Raw genomic sequence first — 17,719 nt, forward strand, 5'->3', positions numbered from 1 at the left:
GTCCAAGAACAATGCCGAAAATCGTTAAAAGGGAGTGCCGGAAACAACATCGGGGAAATGGGCAATAAAATCCACAGGTCACCGGAGCCCGGATAACCCGGCATCTCGATATCGGCGAAAAGAAAATCCGGCCGATGCCGGCCGATCAGCTCCAGGGCTTCCAGCCCCCACCTAAGGCAACCGCAGGTTGTCGGCAGGATTGGCCCGCGCCGCCCCCAGGCTGCGGAACAACACCGTCGCGAGAGCCACCCCCATCAGACCGATCGCCGCCATCGTAAAGATCCACCCCGACAGCGGGATCCTGTAGGCGAAATCAGCCAGCCACCCGTGCATCACCCAACCCGCCAGGGGACAGGAGATGACCACGGCCAGCAATACCGGCCGCAGGAAGCCCCCGGAAAGCAACAGGCAGATCGACGCGACGGAGGCCCCCAGCACCTTACGGATGCCGATTTCCTTCACCCGTTGTTCCGCCGCGAACGTCGCCAGCGCAAACAAGCCCAGGCAGGCGATCACAATAGTGATCGTGGTAAACACACTCATCAACCCCGCCAACTGATCCTCCTGCTTATAGTTGTTGTCGAACGCCTCATCGAGGAAGTCGAATCGGAAAGGCGTGTGCAGATCATATCGGCCGTAGATCTTTTTGATCGCCCCCATCACGGTTGGCACATTGACGTGCGCGCCGATCTTTACATACAAACAGCCGTAGATTCCCGGTGACCATTCCTTGGCGGCATCCTCGGTCACCGTCACCGCAAACGGCTTGATAGGCGCATGCAAGGACAGGTAATTGAAGTTCTTCAACACCCCCGCAACAGTGACCAGCTCCTTGTCGATCCGCAGCTGGCGCCCTACCGCCGGCTTATCGAGTCCAAGATCGGCCACGGCCGCTTCATTCAACAGGATGTTTTTCTTACCGGTCCAACGACTGCCGGCCAACGGCGCCTCCTCCCACTTCATCCCCAGCATCGAAATAAAATTACTGTCGACGATGAGGCCATCGACCTGTGCCGGCGAACTCTTACCCGGCTGATCCACCATATGCATAAAGACACCATCGGCGTAAAGCTCGAAATGTGACGTGGCAACCCTTTTTACGGCCGGCAATGCCTCCACCTCATGGCGATAGGCGGCATAGTGTTCCATGGTCGATGCAAAAGGCAGCATGACAACATTCTCCCGGTCAATCCCGGTATCTGCATGACGGATGAAATAGAGCTGCTTGCCGATTACCGCACTGCTGATCACCAACGTCATCGAGATCGCGAACTGCAGCACGATAAATCCTTTCCTCACCCGCTCGCCACCCAGCTTCCTGCTTAATTTACCATACAGTACGGCCACCGGCCGGAAATGCGACAGCACCAGCGAAGGATAGCTTCCCGCTATGAGCACGATCAGCACGAACAAACCCGAAAAAAACCCAAGCACCATCGGGTCCGTCAAAAAGCCCGGGTCGATCCTGATGCCCATCAGCTGGTAGAAATTGCCCTTCAGCCAAAGGAACAACACTCCCCCAACGACAAACGCCACTACGGCGAAGACGGCGCTTTCGGTATAGAATTGCCCCGCAAGGCTCAACCTTCCCGCACCCAGGATTTTTCGAACACCCACTTCCTTGGCTCTCACCGCGGCCCTGGCCGTGGCGAGGCTCATATAGTTCACAAGCGCCAATAACAGGATCACCCCGGCCACCAGCACCAGCGGCCACAGGTACCGCCCATGCACCCCGGTAAATCGCAGATGCTGCCCCTTGATCGGAAACAGCCGGTATTGATGGAGTTGTTTGAAAGGCCCGTCTCCAACCGGTTCCTTCACCCTTCCCTCCAGCGCTTGCCCGATCCGTGCCAGGCTCCGTTCGACTTTTGCCGTATCCCGCGCATCGCGGAGCAGCAGCCACGTGGAAAAGGCCCCATTTCGGATAACCTCGTCATGCAGATAGTCCTGAAATTTCTCCACACCGGACATCGTACTGATCGCCGAAAGCAATCCAAATTGGATCGAACTGTTACTGGGAACATCGGCGGCCACACCGGTCACCTCCAGCGGAAACCGGCCGTCCATCAGCAGGGTCTTACCCATCGGGTCCTCCGAACCAAAATATTTGGTCGCCTGGCTCTTGGTCACCACCACAGTAAACGGCCGCGAAAGCGCCGTAGCAGGGTTCCCCCGCAACAGTCGAAAACTGAAAAAACTGAAAAAATTGCTGTCCACAAAATACATCTCGCGGGTCTCCCGGAATCGCAGTTCCGGCTTTGCCCTGTTTTGCAGGTCCACACCCAGGAATACTGGATACATCCGGGTCATCGCCTGCACCGAGGCATCCGCCTCTTTCGCCGCCGGTCCGGCGACAATCGTCAGCTGCGGACTGAAAAAGATCTGTGGCCCAAAGCTCTCCCCGCTGGTCATCGAAAAAATACGCTTCGAATGGGCATGCCAGCGATCATAACTGTACTCATGCAATTCATAAAGGACGATCGTCAAGGTTACAGTAATCCCCGCCGCCAGGCAAAAAATATTGATGGCGCTGTACAATTTGTTACGGCGCATCTGCCGCAAAGCCATCCGCAAATAGTTAAAGATCATATCCAGGTTATTCGGTTCGCAGATTTTTGATCGGGTTCGCCTGCGCCGCCCGAAGGCTTCGCGTCAGCACCGTCACCAGCGCCACCCCCAGCAGCCCCGCGCCGCTCACCGCAAACACCCACCACGACAGGGAGGTCCTGTGCACAAAATTATCCAGCCACCGGCGCATCAGCCACCACGATACGGGACAGGCAATCACCACCGCCAGCAACACCGGCCGGAGAAAATCCCGGGATAACAATCCCCCGATCGACGCCACAGACGCCCCCAGCACCTTCCGGATGCCGATCTCCTTCACCCGCTGCTGCGCAGCAAACGTCGCCAGCGCAAAAAGTCCCATGCAGGCGATCACAATGGTAATGCCCGTAAACAACCCCATCAGCCCCGCCAGCCGGTCCTCCGCCTTATACACCTTGTCAAATGCCTCATCGAGAAATTGATATTCGAATGCCAGGTCGTGATCGTATTTACCATAGGCTGACCTGAGGGAGGCTATCAGCGTCGGCAGGTTGACATGCGCATTCACCTTGACGAACATCCAGCCATTGCTCGTAGTCCCCCAGCGTCGGGCCGTGTCCCCGCCGACAAACAATCCGAGCGCCCCAACCTCGTTCTTCAACGAACCATACACAAAATCCTTCAAAACACCGCCCACCTGGAATTCCGCCGACCCAAGCTGGAGACGCCGCCCAATGACATCACTGCCGAGGCCGAGTTTCGCCACAGCCTGTTCATTCAAGAGGATATGCTTTCCGTCATATAATCCCGCCGTCGGCGGCGGAGGGGTCTTCCACTGCAGCCCCAGCAGCTGAGGGAAGTCGTTGTCGGCATCCAGGATGGACAACATCATCTGTTTGTCCGAACCTTTCACCTGCGCCGACCAAAGGTCGTATCCCCCATACATCGGGTAATGGGCCGTGGCCGCCCCCCGCACCCCGGGCAGCGCCTGCACCTCCCGCTTAAAGGCCTGGTAATGGGGAAGGGTGGTGCCAAACCGGATCATCACTATATTTTCCCGGTCCACGCCCGTGTCGGCATGCCGGATCAGGTAAAGCTCTTTCTCAACGACGACACTGCAAAGCATCAGGATCATCGAAATGCTGAACTGGAACACGATAAACCCCTTACGCACCCGTTCGCCACCCCGCCTCCGGCTGAGCTTGCCGTATAAAACAGCGACCGGTTTGAAGGCCGACAATACCAGCGAAGGATAACTGCCGCTCACGGCGATGGTCATCACCAGCAGTCCCGTAAAACACGCGGCCACCACCGGCGTCCACAGGAACGCACTGTCTATCTTCAATTGCAGCAGGTGCAGGAAGACCGGCCGGAAGACCCAAAAAAGCAGGAAACCCAACCCAAACGAGAGTACGGCAAAGAAGGCAGACTCGGTATAAAACTGCCCGGCGATCGTCGACCGCCCCGCCCCCATCACCTTTCGCACGCCGACTTCCCTCGAACGAAGCGCCGCACGGGCCGTCGCCAGGCTCATATAATTGATCATCGCCAGTAAAAGCACCAACCCCGCGACATAAGGGAAGATATCCAGGTAATTGCCAAGCCCACGCTCCCGCCCAAACAAATGACCCTGGGTCAGCGGAACCAGCTCGAACGAAGTCTTCACCTCGTCCTGTCCCACCGAACGCGCCATCCGGGTCAGCGTCCCCGCGACCTCCGGCGCCGCCGACGCATCCTTCAGCCGGAACCAGGTGGCAAAATTGCCGCCACCCGGCGTCTGCGCCTGCAAAGGCTGTTGTAAGAGAGGATTCGTCTGCGCCCCGGCAAGAGAACCGATAAAATCGAAGTCCAACCCCGTATTGGACGGCGGATCGGCCGCCACTCCGGTGACCTCCAACCGCAACACCTTATCGTACAACAAGACCTGCCCGATCGGATCGGCCGATCCGAAATATTTCCTCGCCGCACGCAAGGTCACCACCACAGTATTGGGCCGCCGCAACACCTGCTCCGGGCTACCCTTCAGCATCCGGTAACTAAAGAACCGGAAGAAGCCTGCATCCGCAAACAGGAATGGCCCGTCGGCGCCCGTCACTTCGATCGGCTTCGCCGCATTCTGCACCACCGGCGCCTTATAGGCCTGCCAGGTCCGGACATAACTTTCGACATTCCGGTCCTCCTTTTCCAGCATCGGCCCCGTGACATACGTCAGGGCTCCCGAATGCCATTCGGAATTACCAAAATGAAAGGTCCCCCAGGTGCTGAAAGTCCTATCCGCATTCGCCTGCCACCGGTCATAGCTGTGCTCATGCAATACATATAACAGTATCGTCATGCTCACCGCCAGTCCAACGGCAAGACAACCGATATTGATCAAACTATAAAAAGGATTTCGCCAAAGATTGCGGAAGGCGCCGCGCAGGTAAAAGAGGATCATTCCCTAATATACGAAGGTTCCATTTCGCCCCCTAAACAAAAACAAAAAGCACCAAGTCTTCTCAGTATTTCGACCGAAGTCTCCATACCTACTGACCCGATGCTTTTGTAGGTCGCTCCACCCTCGTTGGTCAAAACTTAGGCTTCACTTCCCTGTTTTTGAGTTGTTTTATACCCTATTTGGTGCTAATCCCCAAACGATGGACTCAATCTTTAAACGACCCGACTCGATTTTTCCTCCTTATCAGGTCTCAGACTTGCATACCTCACCCGCTCCCGGATCGGCCCTTTTTCAAACTCGGATTTGACCTCCTTAATTTGACCGGTTTCCGTTCTTTCTTCGGATTCGAACACAATTCTTCCACCTGACTCGGATTGTCTCCTTGCCTGATCTGGATTAAGCTTTTCTTTCTGGGTAATTCGCCCCGTCCTGGGCTTAGACTTCTCTCGGAAAACTTCCTTCGGTTGATTGATCTCCGCTTCCCGATTGTGTTTTGAAGATACATCATCACATCCCCCGTTTCCAAATTTTTAGACCAATTAGTACGCACAGGTTAATCACATAGTTATCCACATCACTACTGCACTACCAAGGGATAATATCCGCGAATCAAAACCCGCCCACAATCCGTAACTTTGCGGTCACTTTGGGATAACAAACCCCCCAAAGCCTTGACAATCATGACACAAGAACAGATCAAGTCTATGAGGGACCGCGTGGTCGTCCTGAGGAGGTTTCTTTGACGTCGACAACCGTCAATATAAGATCAACGAAGAAAAACAACTCTCGCTAAGCCCGGGTTTCTGGGACGATAACAAACGCGCGACCGAAATTCTCAAAAACATCAAGCTCAACGAATACTGGGTCAAGCTCTACGATTCGGTCAATTCGGCCGTCGAAGACTTCGCCGTTCTCTTCGATTTCTGGAAGGCCGGCGAAGCCACCGAAGAAGAAACCCGCGAAGCCTATGAGAAGGCCCTCGCCCAGATCGAAGAGGTCGAGTTCAAAAGCACCCTCAACCAACCCGAGGATGAGCTCCCCGGCGTCATGCAGATCAACTCCGGCGCCGGCGGCACCGAAAGCCAGGACTGGGCCGAAATGCTGCTACGCATGTACCGCATGTACGGCGAAAAACAAGGCTGGTCCGTCACCGAACTCGATCTCCAGGACGGCGAAGGCGCCGGCATCAAAAGCGCCACGATCCAATTCGACGGTCCCTTCGCTTACGGCTTCCTTAAAGCCGAAAGCGGCGTCCACCGCCTGGTCCGCATCTCACCCTTCGATTCCAACGCCCGCCGCCACACCTCCTTCGCCTCGGTCTTCGTCTACCCCCTCGTCGACGATAGCATCGAGATCGAGGTCAGCCCCGCCGACCTGGAATGGGAATTCTATCGCAGCGGCGGCAAAGGCGGGCAAAACGTCAACAAGGTGGAAACGGCCGTTCGCCTCAAACACATCCCCAGCGGCATCATCGTCGAATGCCAGCAAGCCCGTACCCAGGGCGAGAACCGCGAGAAAGCCCTGAAGATGCTCAAAAGCCGCCTCTACGAAGAAGAGCTCCGCAAACGCGAAGCCCTCAAGAACGCCACCAACTCGACAAAGAAGAAGATCGAATGGGGCTCGCAGATCCGCAGCTATGTCTTCCACCCCTACAAAATGATAAAAGACCACCGCACCGACTTCGAAGTCGGCAACGTGCAACCAGTGATGGACGGAGAATTGGATGGATTCATAAAAGCCTATTTAATGTCCGAAAAAGAAACAACATCGTAAAACACACACCGATAACACATGAGCATAGGAACCTTCAATTATCCGGCGCCGGCCAACGAACCGGTCCTCACCTACGCCCCAGGCGCAAAAGAGCGGGAAACACTCAAAAAGACCCTGCAGGAACTAAAGTCCACCCAACACGACATCCCCATGTTCATCGGGGATGAAGAAGTACGTACGGGAAAAAAGATCGCCTTCCACCCTCCCCACGAAACAGCCCACACCCTCGGCCACTATCACGAAGGCGGCGAGACCCATATCCGGCAAGCCATCGACGCAGCCCTCAAAGCAAAAGAGAAATGGGCCGCCCTCCCCTGGGAACATCGCGCCGCTATCTTCCTCAAGGCCGCCGACCTGATGTCCACGAAATATCGCCCCTATATGAACGGGACGACCATGCTCGGCCAAAGCAAGAACGCCTTCCAGGCCGAGATCGACAGCGCCTGCGAACTCATCGACTTCCTCCGCTGGAATGTCCACTTCCTCAGCGAGATCTACCGCCAGCAGCCCGTCAGCAGCCCCGGCGTTCACAACCGGACGGAATGGCGCCCCCTCGAAGGCTTCGTCCTCGCCATCACCCCCTTCAACTTCACCGCCATCGGCGGCAACCTGCCCACCTCCGCGGCACTCTGCGGCAACACCGTGGTCTGGAAACCCGCCCATAACCAGATCTTCTCCGCGCAGATGTTCATGCGCATCCTCAAAGAAGCGGGTCTCCCCGGCGGAGTCATCAACCTCATCTATGCCGACGGAGCCTCCCTTGGCAAAATTTGCTTCAGCCACAGAGAATTCGCCGGCATCCACTTCACCGGAAGCACCACCATCTTCAATCATATCTACAAAACCATCGGGGAAAACATCAGCAACTATCGCAGCTATCCCCGCATCGTCGGCGAAACGGGCGGTAAGGACTTCGTACTCGCTCATGAGAGCGCCGACCCCGATGTCCTGGCCACCGCCCTGCTCCGCGGCGCCTTCGAATACCAGGGACAGAAATGCTCCGCAGCCTCCCGCGCCTACATCCCTTCCAACATCGCCGAGTCCGTCAAAAAGAAGCTCGTCGAAGGCGTGAAAAGCTTTAAAATGGGCACCGTGGAAGACTTCTCCAATTTCGTCAACGCCGTTATCGACGAAAAAAGCTTCAACAAGATCAGCTCCTATCTCGATAAGGTAAAGGCCGACCCCGCAAAAGCGTCCATCCTCGTCGGCGGCAACACCGACAAGTCAAAAGGCTGGTTCATCCAGCCGACCGTCATCGAGGCGAAAGATCCCAAATTCGTCACCATGTGCGAAGAGATCTTCGGGCCCGTCCTCACCATCTATGTCTATCCCGCCGCCGAATTCGAGCAGACCCTTGAACTCGTCGACTCCACCTCGCCCTACGCCCTCACCGGCTCCATCATCGCCCGCGACCGCACCGCGATCGACCTGGCGACCAATCGGCTCCGCAATGCCGCAGGGAATTTCTACATCAATGACAAACCCACCGGCGCAGTCGTCGGCCAACAACCCTTCGGCGGCGCCAGGGCCTCCGGCACCAATGATAAGGCCGGCTCGATGCTCAACCTCTATCGCTGGTTGAGCGCAAGGACCATCAAAGAAACCTTCGCTCCACCCACGGATTACCGTTACCCATTCCTCACTGAATAAAAAAACCGGGCGTCAGCCCGGTTTTTTGTTTCCACCATGTGAGGCTAGGCCGCCTTCTTCGCCGGCTTCAATTGCCCTCGCAAAAATCCGCCGTCCACTCGCTCGATCAGCGTCACCACCCAGATCGCCGGCGTCATCGGCGGAACATGATCTTCCTGCCCAAGCGTCAACAACACCGGAACCCCATAAAAAGGACTCTGATCGTCCTCCGTCTCGAACGACCAGTACAGCTCAGGTTGGTTCCTACGCAGCGTCTCGCCGACATACCGGGCAAAAAGGTCACGCGCAAACTTGTTCTTCCGATCCTTCATTTCTTCCATCGTGTAATTGGCGCGGATATAATTCTCCAGCACATCCAGTGAGCCGGGAGAATAATCCAGTCGCATTCTTACTTCTTTGGGGAGGAGGCTGAGCCGCGGCATTTCATCAGGCATAATGTTCAGCCACCAGGTGTAATTGTCTTCCTTGCCGTTGAGGTCACTAACAGTTATCATAAGGGTATTGAGGGTTATTACTACAATGATAGCCAATTTTATGTAACAAAAAAGACCGCATTAAAAATCTTATCAAATATCAAAGGTGGACAGTCAGGCACTATCTTTGCAACCAGTAACAAAAAAATAATAATTTGATTATGAAAAAACTAGCATTGGTCCTTTTTGCAGGGTTCTCTCTCGCAACCGCGCACGCGCAATCGGTGCAATTCGGAGTAAAGGGGGGAGTAAACTTCGCCACGCAGATAGGGAGCGACGCCGGCGACAGCAGAGTAATGGGTAACGTCAACGCAGGCGTTTTTATGCGGTTTGGCGTTGCACCGGGATTCGGCGTTCAGCCGGAGCTTGTTTATTCGGGTCAGGGCGCTGGCTACCGGGTAAGCGGGTACAGCGACAACTATCACGCAAACTACCTTAACATCCCCCTCCTCCTGAAATGGTCCAGCCGCCAGGGTCTCTATTTCGAAACGGGTCCCCAGGTCGGTTTCCTGCTCAGCGCGCATGAACACACCCAGGGCAACAGCTATGACAACAAAGACCTGTACAACTCCGCCGACTTCGCATGGGTATTCGGGGTAGGCTACAAGATCCCGATGAGCCCCGTAGGCATCGATTTCCGCTACAACCTCGGCATCACCAACGTCGAAAACCTCGATGTCACCCGCCAAAACGGCTCGATCCGCAACAGCGTTGTCCAATTGGGTCTAACGTACACATTGTTCAATAGCGCTCGTAGATAATAATTTGCAAAAAAGATCGTTAGAAAAGGGCCGCAATAAAATGCGGTCCTTTTTAGTTAAAATACCCACTAAGTGGTATTGCTAATTAGTTGTCCACGGGTACTTTTGCCCACAACCAAAAACCTCACAAGTATGAAAAAACTCCTTTTGTCCGTCGCAGTACTATGCACAACCGCTATTGTTTCAAAAGCCCAAATGGCCGCAGGGGACTTCCACTTCGGCGCCGGCATCCATCTCGGCCTGCCCGTTGGAGACTTCCACAACGTCACCTCCTTCGGGATCGGCGGTGAACTCCAGGGCGAGTACGCCTTTACCGAGAACGTCACCGGCGTCGCAACAACCGGCTACACCTACTTCGCCGGAAAATCCTTTGACGACGGCATCGGCGGAACCTACAAAGCCAACTACGGCCACATCCCCGTCATCGTCGGTGCTCGCTACTATGCCACCGAACAAGTCTTCTTTGGCGCCCAGATCGGTTATGGTCACTATTCCGTAAGCGTCTCCGGCACCAATATCGGCAATGGCGCCAGCGGCGGCTCCGGCGGCTTCGAGTACCGTCCCCAGGTAGGCTACAACGCCAACCCGATCCAGTTTATCCTCAGCTATGACGGCACCTCCGTCTCCGGTGGCACCTTCAGCCAGATTGGCCTCTCCGCCCTCTACACCTTCGGTGGCGGCGGCAAATAATAAAAATCATTCTACCCGGGGCCGGCGCGCAAGCGTCGGCCTCTTTTTCCCCGGCCCGGCGAAGCCGGCCGGACATCATTGAATAAAAAGAGGCCGTCCACTTTTGAATTGAGACGGCCTCTTTTTATTATTTTTGATCCCATGAAGATCATCCTCAACGAACAGCAATTGGCCCTCACCATCCAACGCCTCGCCAACCAGCTGCTCGAGAACCATCTTGACCTGGCCAATACCGTATTCATCGGCATCCAGCCGCGGGGCATCTACTTCTCCGACCGGATCGTTCAACAATTGCAGTCCGAAGTCGCACCGGCAGCCATCCAATACGGAAAGCTCGACATCACCTTCTACCGCGACGACGTCCGCAAAGGACTACATGAACTCAATCAGACCGAGATCCCTTTCTCCATCGAGAATAAAGAAGTCATCCTCATCGACGACGTCCTCTGGACCGGCCGTACCATTCGCGCCGCCCTCGACGCCCTGCTGGACTTCGGCCGCCCCGCCAAAGTGGAACTATGCGTCCTCATCGACCGCCGCTACAGCCGCCAACTGCCCATCCAGGCCGACTATGTCGGCCGCCCCATCGACTCCATCATTACCCAAAAAGTAAAGGTCTACTGGAAAGAAAAGGACGGCAAGGACGAGGTCGCCCTCCTCTAACCCCTCCGCCAATTCGCACAGGCCCACCCAAAAAACGCCGCCATAAAATAAAAATTTACCCTAATTTTGCCTTCTAATGCAACTGAGCACAAAACATCTACTTGGCATTAGAGACCTACAACCGGCTGATATTCAACTCATTTTAGACACAGCCACCCAATTCAAAGAAGTCTTACAACGACCCATAAAAAAAGTCCCCACCCTCCGGGACGTCACCATCGTCAATCTCTTCTACGAGAACTCGACCCGCACCCGCATCTCCTTTGAGCTTGCCGAAAAACGGCTCTCCGCAGATACCATCAACTTCACCGCCTCCGGCTCCTCGGCCGCCAAAGGCGAGACCCTGCTCGACACCGTCAACAACATCCTCTCCATGAAAGTGGATATGGTCGTCATGCGCCATAGCGCAAGCGGAGCCCCCCACTTCCTGGCCAAACATATCCCCGCCGCCATCGTCAACGCCGGCGACGGGATCAACGAACACCCGACCCAGGCCCTCCTCGACGCCTTCTCGATCCGCGAAAAGCTCGGCGGCCTGGCCGGAAAAAAAGTGGCCATCATCGGCGACATCATGCACTCCCGCGTCGCCCTCAGCAATATCTATCTCCTGAAGAAAATGGGCGCCGAAGTGACCATCGCCGGCCCCCCTACCCTCATTCCCGTCCATATCCGCGAAGCCTTCGACGTCCGCGTGGAATACAACCTCCGCAACGCCCTCGAATGGTGCGACGTCGCCAACGTCCTCCGCATCCAGCTCGAACGCCAGAACCAGCCGCTCTTCTCCTCCCTGCGCGAATACAGCCTCGCCTACGGCGTCAACAAACGCCTCCTCGACAGCCTCCGCAAGGACATCGTCATCATGCACCCCGGTCCCATCAACCGGGGCGTCGAACTCGACAGCGACGCGGCCGATAGCAAACAGTCGATCATCCTCCACCAGGTCGAGAATGGCGTGGCCGTACGCATGGCCGTCCTCTATCTCCTGGCCGGAGGAACACAATAAGAGGAACAAAAAAATGAGGCCGGAAGCCTCGCCCATATAACCACAATCGCTTCGCCTATGCAACGTATCGGCCTCTTCCCGGGAACCTTCGATCCGATCACCATCGGTCACCAGGATATTATCAACCGGTCCCTCCCGCTGTTCGACAAACTCTTCATCGGCATCGGCCGCAACGCCAACAAAACGGCCATGTTCTCCGAAGAACAACGCCTCGGCTGGATCCGCGAAATCTATAAGGAAAATCCCAAGGTCGAAGCCATCATCTACGATGGCCTCACGATAAAGGCCTGCCAGCAGGTAGGCGCCCGGTTCATCCTCCGCGGTATCCGCTATGTCAGCGATTTCGAATATGAAAAGGCCATCGCCGACATGAACCGAAGCCTCGATACCAACATCGAGACTATCTTCCTCACCTGCCTGCCCCAATACACCTCCGTCGCCTCCACCCTCGTCCGCGACGTCCTCCGAAACGGCGGCGACGTCATGCAGTTCCTCCCCGAAGTAGTTCAACGCTCACTCAACGGCCAGAACCTTTCCGGTGGAAAACCCGTCACCCCCCATCGTCGCACCTATTAATCCCACATTATGGCCATCTGGTTCCATCCCGACATTCAACCCGCCGCCATCCAGGCCCTCGGCAACAACACCATGGGCGATCATCTCGGCATCCTCTTTACCGAGATCGGTGACGACTACCTCAAGGCGACCATGCCCGTCGACCACCGGACAAAGCAGCCCTACGGCCTGCTGCACGGCGGCGCCTCCGCCGTCCTGGCCGAGACCCTCGGCAGCCTCGCCTCCCATCTCGTCGTGGATAGCAGCAAGTTCAACTGCGTCGGCATCGAAATAAATGCAAACCACCTCCGCGGGGTCCGCGAAGGCCTCGTCACCGGTATCGCCAAACCCCTCCATACCGGCAAGACCACCCATGTCTGGGATATAAAGATCTACGACTCCCGCGACAAACTCGTCTGCGTCAGCCGCCTCACTGTGGCGATAGTCCCGCAGCCGCCTTTATCACATCCTTGATCGATGGAAAGGTGTTGCGCAGCAACACCTTCATCCCATCCGCGTCCACCCAACGCAGCTCCGTTATCTGCTCCTCCGACTGCGGCGTCAGCTCACCCGGCGCCGGCGCCTGCATCCGGAACCAGTGCGTCTCCTTCAAAATATGCTTCCCGCTCTCGTCATACGTATGATACGTGATCAGCAACGGCCCCTCCATAATCACCCCCCCAATCCCCGTTTCTTCCATCACCTCCCGGATCGCACAATGCTCGATCGTCTCCCCCGGATCCAGCTTCCCCTTCGGCAAGTCCCATACCCCCCGCCGCAACATGAAAAGATATTTCTCCTCCCTGTTATGCACCAGCCCGCCACCCGCCTTCACCAGCAAGAACTTCTTCCAGAAGGCCTTCCGCAACTCCCCGAAGTCCTTATGGACAAAGATGCCGGCATGCACTTTCGGCTGCCGCATCTCGTGGATCATCGAATTCACCGCCGGATGCGAGAAATCATCGATCATCACCGCATCGTCATGATGGGCGTATTCTTTGATCTCGGACGTCATCTCGTCACAAAGGAACAGGGGCTTGTCGTTGAAGTAGATCTTGATGTACATAAGCAGCGCAACCGGCGTTTTAGCCCGTTTGATGCAATTTAACTACTTTCGCGTCATGGCAGAAAAGATCATCACCACCAATGAACGGGCCGTAGCCGAAAAACTCCTTCAGGTAGAGGCCATCCGCCTCAGCCCCCAACAGCCCTTCACCTGGTCCTCCGGCTGGAAAAGCCCGATCTATTGCGACAACCGTAAAGTCCTCGGCTTCCCTTATATCCGCGATTTCATCAAATCCGAACTCTGTAACGTCATCTTCGCGCAGTTCCCCGAAGCCGCCCTGCTGGCCGGCGTAGCCACCGCCGGTATCGCCTGGGGCGCCATGGCCGCCGACCAGCTCAAGCTGCCCTATGTCTATGTCCGCAGCAAACCCAAGGAACACGGCCTCGGCCAGCAGATCGAAGGCTACTACCAAAAAGGACAACCTACCGTAGTCATCGAAGACCTCATCTCCACCGGCAAAAGCAGCCTGCAGGTGATCGACATCCTCCGCGCCGAAGGCCTCGAGGTCGTCGGTCTCGTGTCCATCTTCAATTATGGCTTCTCCGCCGCCGGCGAAGCCTTCGAAAAAGCCGGCGTTCCCTATGTCTCCCTCTCCAACTACCCGACCCTCATCCACCTCGCCCTCGAAAAAGGACTCGTGAGCGCACAGGACGAACGCGTACTCCTCGAATGGAGCAAAGACCCTGCCGCCTGGCAACCCGGCCGCTAAAAAAGTCGTATATTACAAACACAAATTCCATTACATATGAAAAAAGTTCACCTTCTTCTCGCCCTCCTCCTCGGCCTGGCAACCACCACCATCGCCCAGACGAAACCCCAGCTCACCGCGGTGATCAAAACCCCCACCGTCCAATGCGATCAATGCAAGGCCCGGATCGAACGCTACATGGCCCACGAGGACGGCATCGTAAAAGTCAACGTCGACTATAAAAAGAAGACCACCACCGTCACCTACCTCACCGACCGCACCAATATCGAGAATATTAAGGCCATGATCGCCAATGTCGGCTACGACGCCGACGACGTCACCGCCGAACCCGATGCCTACAAACGGCTCCCCACCTGCTGCAAGAAACCCGAAGACGGCGGCGGCAAAAAACAATAACACCGAGTCCCAGGCATAAAAAAAGCCCGGCTGTCGGCCGGGCTTTTTCATTGATTATCTATTTCGAATCAAAGCTCAACGGAAACTCCACCTTAATAGCGATGTTCCTTCCCATATTGTAAATTCCAAGATGTCCATTGGGCGACGACGAATATTGCTCGAAGTATTTCAGCCGGCTCAGGTGATCCTGGTAAGCTACATCGAACAGGTTGTTTCCCATGACATAGACGTTGAAGAGGGTCTTGCCGCTGCCATTGGTGATCCCGGCGCCGATCCCGGCGTTGAACAACGCATATCCGGGAGTGGCCGTTTCCGTATTATCGGTCAGATAGACCCTGTTCTGCGCCGCGTACCAGGCTACCTGCACCTTCACAAACCCATTGACAATATGATGCGACGGCGCCTCGATATCATAGCGCAATTCGGACAGTCCATGCACGGGTGGAATGAAAGGAAGATATTTATTGCTGTCCGTCTTATACTTAGCGTCGACCCCCTTGTTAAGCGCATATACCGCAGACACGCTATTCTCGAAATGAAGGGCTTTCACCGGGTGAATATCGATGCTGAACTCACCGCCGTATAACCGGGCCTTGCCCTGCTGGAATTTATAGGTCTGGTTACCCGGAACAAGCACGGAGTCCCCGCCGCTCGCATTCAACAGCCGTTGGTTGAAGATGTAATTGGAGATGTTGTTATTGAATACACTGAGATTCACCTCCAGGTACCGGGAAGTAAAGGCGGCGCCAATGTCTTCCTGCAGACTGAACTCGGGTTTAAAATCCCCATTTCCGATCTGGTATTGATTCGTACCGGGATGCACCCCGTTGGCCGAGATCTCGGCAATGTTTGGCGCACGGTACCCCCGGGCAATATTGGCCTTTATCGAGAATTGGTCCGTAAAATTATACGTAGCGCCCGCACTGCCGGTCAGACCCGAAAAGGTATGACTGTAATTGGGAAATACCGGGTTGGCGCCGGCCGTATCCGCCCCATACACCGGCATATCGAATCCCGTCACCGGGTTGGAGCCTGTATACAATTGCCTGTTCGTGAAGCTGCGGCTGTCGAACCGAAGCCCGCCGGCAATATCGAGTTTATCGAAGGTCTTCTTCAGCAGCGCGAACGGACCGACATCGAATTGATGATAAGTCGGGATCACAAACTCCGTTCCCTTCGTAACAATATTGTCCTGGTACATCCCATTCACACCCGCTGTGAGATTCCAACCACTGAATTCCGGGAAATAATATTTTACATCATAAGAATAGGTATTCAGTTGCAGGAACAGCCCCGCGATCAGCGGCTCGGTGGGATGGCTGAATTCCCGGCGCATACTCCGCTGAAAACCCAGGTTCACCGCCAGCCGGCCGTCCCCGATGATGAAATTGTTGGTCCAATAAGCCCTGAAATGCTGGATATGCTGGTGAAGAACGCTCATCTTGTAGGTGGTCAGCTCATCGGTCGACACGATGGGTCTGACGGTATCGTCTTCCGTTATTTGCTTGGTAAACTGACGGGTGGCCGAATCCCGGCTGCCGTCGGGTATCTCCTGCAGATCATCAAAATAAGAAAGACTGAGATGGGAATATCCCCAATCGCGATGCAGACCCAGGGAAAGACTCGCGTCATTCTCGTTGAAAGCCGAATTGTAGACCCGGCCGTCGATTGTATTCTGGTAGTCGATGGCCTGCTTGTGGGATACCCTCGTCATCCACTCAAAGCCGTTCCGGGTGCCGGCTAACATTTGAGACGCACCGACCATCCTGTTATTGGTATTGTATTCACCGGACAGGCTGCCGATGATCTTCCCTTCCGGCGCCGCCGGGGTCGGAATGAGGTTGACCACCCCGGCCATCGCATCCGACCCGTAGGTCAGGCTGGCTGGCCCCTTGATCACCTCGATCCTGTCGATTCCATACTGGTCTACTTCAATGCCATGCTCGTCCCCCCATTGCTGCCCCTCCTGCCTTACCCCGTCGTATAAAGTAAGTACGCGGTTATAGCCCAGTCCCCGGATAAAAGGCTTGGAGACGTTGGGCCCCGTAGTCAGCGCATTCACACCCGGAACCTTGGCAATGGCATCGATGATATTGGTGCTCAGGTTGGTCGCAATATAGTCATGATTGATAGCAACAATAGGCACCGGGCTCCTCTTGATCTGGGTGGCCTTCGACTGACCCGTCACCACGACCGTGTTTTCTTCCACATATTGATCGGACAGCGCAAAATCCTGTGTCACCGGGCCACTCACCGTGACCATCTTCGTGAAGGTTTTGAAGCCCACATAATGGACTTCGACGAGATAGGTTCCCGAAGGGAGATTGTTGAATTTGTAGTTCCCGTCATTGTCGGCAATCACTCCCAACTTCAGGTCGGGGATATATACCGAAGCCCCTGCAAGCGGGGTGTTCTTCCCGCTTTCGGTTACTTTTCCCGATAAGGTTCCGCCCGCGATAGTTCCGGCCGCAAGCAGCGGGCTAATGCCCAGAAGTAAGATAGTAGTGTATAGATAGCGCAACGATAAAGCCTTCATGAAATCGATTTTAGCGTATGGAAAATGCAAAATGGCCGCAAAGATCCGGCGTTACATTTCCAATAAAATAGTTAGATGTAAGAGGATAAAAACCCGGCAGGCAGGCCGCCGGCTTCTGTCACGGTCAAAGGAAGAAGTCACCCGGTAACAGGCGGACCGCGAAGTCCGAAAATAAAATGGGGAAAAGAATAAAACCGGTAATCCGTCCCAAGAGCATAAACAGGAAAATAAACCGGGGCAGTCAACGAAAAATACCCAACCTGCGTAAGAAAGGGAAGCTCTACGACCTGGTTCTCACAATCGCACCGGAATCCGGTCTTGCCGACCTGCACGTACTTGCCGGAGGAAATGGAGCTGTCTCTATGCCGCACAACAAGGTCATGCAAAAAGAGCTTGGGGGTGATGCTGAGCGAAAACATCAGCAGCATTACTCCGCTTAAGACAGTTCGTATGGTCGTTT

16 protein-coding genes are annotated in these 17,719 nt (G+C 55.4%); 11 read left to right on the top strand and 5 right to left on the bottom strand.

Annotated features, from left to right (window positions below; genetic code table 11):
- Nucleotides 1-171: 171 nt before the first annotated feature.
- Together VHE34_RS05565 and VHE34_RS05570 are read right to left on the bottom strand one after the other, a co-directional pair.
- Nucleotides 172-2,589, bottom strand: coding sequence for an ABC transporter permease (locus VHE34_RS05565; protein ID WP_325585498.1), 2,418 nt, complete (start codon nt 2,587-2,589; stop codon nt 172-174).
- 7 nt (nt 2,590-2,596) lie between these two features.
- Complete coding sequence (locus VHE34_RS05570) at nt 2,597-4,984, bottom strand: ABC transporter permease (RefSeq protein WP_325585500.1); 2,388 nt, start codon at nt 4,982-4,984, stop codon at nt 2,597-2,599.
- 680 nt (nt 4,985-5,664) lie between these two features.
- Between VHE34_RS05570 and prfB the strand changes: the two genes are divergently transcribed.
- Together prfB and pruA are read left to right on the top strand one after the other, a co-directional pair.
- A protein-coding gene (gene prfB, locus VHE34_RS05575) for a peptide chain release factor 2 (protein WP_414709849.1) occupies nt 5,665-6,757 on the top strand; the annotation gives its coding sequence in 2 pieces (ribosomal slippage) (nt 5,665-5,712 and nt 5,714-6,757; 1,092 coding nt in all).
- An 18-nt stretch (nt 6,758-6,775) separates the two neighbouring features.
- Nucleotides 6,776-8,407 (top strand): L-glutamate gamma-semialdehyde dehydrogenase, encoded by a 1,632-nt coding sequence (gene pruA, locus VHE34_RS05580; protein WP_325585504.1) that lies wholly within the window; start codon nt 6,776-6,778, stop codon nt 8,405-8,407.
- 44 nt (nt 8,408-8,451) lie between these two features.
- Here the strand turns inward: pruA and VHE34_RS05585 are convergent, their stop codons facing one another.
- On the bottom strand, nt 8,452-8,901 hold the full coding sequence (locus tag VHE34_RS05585) for a hypothetical protein (RefSeq protein WP_325585506.1): 450 nt from the start codon (nt 8,899-8,901) through the stop codon (nt 8,452-8,454).
- A gap of 140 nt (nt 8,902-9,041) precedes the next feature.
- On the opposite strand from VHE34_RS05585, the gene VHE34_RS05590 reads away from it, so the two are divergent.
- From VHE34_RS05590 to VHE34_RS05615, 6 genes are all read left to right on the top strand, one after another.
- A complete protein-coding gene (locus tag VHE34_RS05590; RefSeq protein ID WP_325585508.1) occupies nt 9,042-9,641 on the top strand; it encodes a porin family protein in 600 nt (199 codons plus the stop codon).
- Between the two features lie 132 nt (nt 9,642-9,773).
- Entirely contained in the window at nt 9,774-10,331 is a 558-nt protein-coding gene (locus VHE34_RS05595; protein ID WP_325585510.1) for a hypothetical protein, read from the top strand.
- Nucleotides 10,332-10,472: 141 nt separating this feature from the next.
- Nucleotides 10,473-10,994 carry a bifunctional pyr operon transcriptional regulator/uracil phosphoribosyltransferase PyrR gene (pyrR, locus tag VHE34_RS05600; protein WP_325585512.1) on the top strand — a complete coding sequence of 174 codons (522 nt, stop codon included), beginning with the start codon at nt 10,473-10,475 and terminating at the stop codon, nt 10,992-10,994.
- Between the two features lie 76 nt (nt 10,995-11,070).
- Nucleotides 11,071-11,997 carry an aspartate carbamoyltransferase catalytic subunit gene (locus VHE34_RS05605; RefSeq protein WP_325585514.1) on the top strand — a complete coding sequence of 309 codons (927 nt, stop codon included), beginning with the start codon at nt 11,071-11,073 and terminating at the stop codon, nt 11,995-11,997.
- A 57-nt stretch (nt 11,998-12,054) separates the two neighbouring features.
- Nucleotides 12,055-12,573, top strand: coding sequence for a pantetheine-phosphate adenylyltransferase (gene coaD, locus VHE34_RS05610; RefSeq protein WP_325585516.1), 519 nt, complete (start codon nt 12,055-12,057; stop codon nt 12,571-12,573).
- 9 nt (nt 12,574-12,582) lie between these two features.
- Nucleotides 12,583-13,026, top strand: coding sequence for a hotdog fold thioesterase (locus VHE34_RS05615; RefSeq protein ID WP_325585518.1), 444 nt, complete (start codon nt 12,583-12,585; stop codon nt 13,024-13,026).
- Here VHE34_RS05615 and VHE34_RS05620 read toward each other — a convergent pair.
- Nucleotides 12,983-13,618 carry an NUDIX hydrolase gene (locus tag VHE34_RS05620; RefSeq protein ID WP_325585520.1) on the bottom strand — a complete coding sequence of 212 codons (636 nt, stop codon included), beginning with the start codon at nt 13,616-13,618 and terminating at the stop codon, nt 12,983-12,985. The two genes, VHE34_RS05615 and VHE34_RS05620, sit on opposite strands and share 44 nt — an antisense overlap.
- 55 nt (nt 13,619-13,673) lie before the next feature.
- On the opposite strand from VHE34_RS05620, the gene pyrE reads away from it, so the two are divergent.
- Nucleotides 13,674-14,327, top strand: coding sequence for an orotate phosphoribosyltransferase (gene pyrE, locus VHE34_RS05625; RefSeq protein ID WP_325585522.1), 654 nt, complete (start codon nt 13,674-13,676; stop codon nt 14,325-14,327).
- Between the two features lie 36 nt (nt 14,328-14,363).
- Nucleotides 14,364-14,723 (top strand): heavy metal-associated domain-containing protein, encoded by a 360-nt coding sequence (locus tag VHE34_RS05630; RefSeq protein WP_325585524.1) that lies wholly within the window; start codon nt 14,364-14,366, stop codon nt 14,721-14,723.
- A gap of 58 nt (nt 14,724-14,781) precedes the next feature.
- Here VHE34_RS05630 and VHE34_RS05635 read toward each other — a convergent pair whose 3' ends face one another.
- A complete protein-coding gene (locus tag VHE34_RS05635; RefSeq protein WP_325585526.1) occupies nt 14,782-17,259 on the bottom strand; it encodes a TonB-dependent receptor in 2,478 nt (825 codons plus the stop codon).
- Between the two features lie 176 nt (nt 17,260-17,435).
- Between VHE34_RS05635 and VHE34_RS05640 the strand changes: the two genes are divergently transcribed.
- Nucleotides 17,436-17,699 (top strand): hypothetical protein, encoded by a 264-nt coding sequence (locus VHE34_RS05640; RefSeq protein ID WP_325585528.1) that lies wholly within the window; start codon nt 17,436-17,438, stop codon nt 17,697-17,699.
- The last annotated feature ends 20 nt before the right edge of the window (nt 17,700-17,719 follow it).

The organism is Puia sp. (assembly GCF_035546395.1).
Lineage (GTDB): Bacteria > Bacteroidota > Bacteroidia > Chitinophagales > Chitinophagaceae > Puia.